Raw genomic sequence first — 1,297 nt, forward strand, 5'->3', positions numbered from 1 at the left:
CTGTTAGAGGCTGCTCTTCAATCAAAGCGGATTAGCCGGTGTTATTCGTGACCGACACGCGCAAATCCATCTCGATCAATCGTATTTTGCATAAGCCTCCTGGACTCGGCAAAGTACTATTAAGCGCGACAAGCACAAGAGCCAATAATGATGCTCTAGCAGAAATCGGCGTGGCAGTTCCGGTCACCTCGGCGCACTCGGCATCAAGGGAGCTCAAGCCACAGTCGTCGTCAGCGCCGCATCCGGCGCCTCCGGCGGCGGAGCAGGAAGCGCCTACGCATACGCCACCAGCCCCGGACCCCACACCGCCGGCGACTTCATCGGAGCCACCGCCGGCGGCGCCTTCACCGGCGCAGCCCTCGGCGCCGCAGGCGGAGCCATCAGCGGAGGACTCTCCCGTGCAGCCTCCAAGCTCGGGAGTAGGTTGCCTGCCAGCGCAGCCTCGCCGGAAACCACCCCCTCCTCGTTGGAGGACGATATCGCGGCTACCTTCACCGGCTCGCGATACACCTCCTCCGAGTTGGCTGAGCCAACCACGCTCTTCCGAGCCGGATCGTTTGAGAAGGGAGCATTTGGGCAGTTTTGGACTGAAACCCCGCCCTATAGTGTTATCCAGACCAGAATTGATCGCGCCCTGCCGCCTGTCTGGTCAACGGGAGAGCCGGCGCACCTAGACACAGGATATGCCGTTCGCTTTCCCGCCGGTACGACGGTATTTTCAGGAGAAATAGCTAACCAAGGAGGATTTTACATGGGACGAACAACACAGCACGTCATCATTAAGCCATGGCTTATGGACAACGTGGAAATTCTCGGCTATTGGGGGCTGAAATGACCGTCGATATGTTGCGCGAAACACTTAAGGCATTGGAAAAAGTCTTTATTAGTGGCAAAGATAAGTTCTGGGCCGGCGTGATGCACTCTCTGCTCGATGATTTGGATGCCTCACTCGATTCCACAGACATCAGCGACCTTTCACGGAAGATCATTCACATGTATGGCGGCATGGGAACTTTTGGCGATGCCGTTATCTACAACAATGGCAATTATCCTCGAGAACTCAACGATGATCTTAGCATCTTGCGCACCCGACTGTACAAGATAGCCAATCGACTTGCGTAAAGCATGACAGTCGGACTCGCGCACGGAGCGCTCTTACGCGTGGTCTGCGATGGGCAGCCTGGCGTCGGTTTCTCACTCGTATGCGGGTTCCGCGCCGCGCACCACCGCACTCTGGGTGGACGTGCTCGGCGACCTCGCCTCCGTCGATGGCACCGACGTGTGGTGGGACGACGCG

Annotated in this window: 1 protein-coding gene; it reads left to right on the plus strand. The window is 57.8% G+C overall.

Translation table 11 applies throughout. The features are described from left to right. Nucleotides 1-786: 786 nt before the first annotated feature. Entirely contained in the window at nucleotides 787-1,122 is a 336-nt protein-coding gene (locus C5D07_RS15440) for a DUF6966 domain-containing protein (RefSeq protein ID WP_146076828.1), read from the plus strand. Nucleotides 1,123-1,297: the final 175 nt, after the last annotated feature.

Source organism: Rathayibacter tritici, from assembly GCF_002932875.1.
GTDB classification, from domain to species: Bacteria; Actinomycetota; Actinomycetes; order Actinomycetales; family Microbacteriaceae; genus Rathayibacter; species Rathayibacter tritici.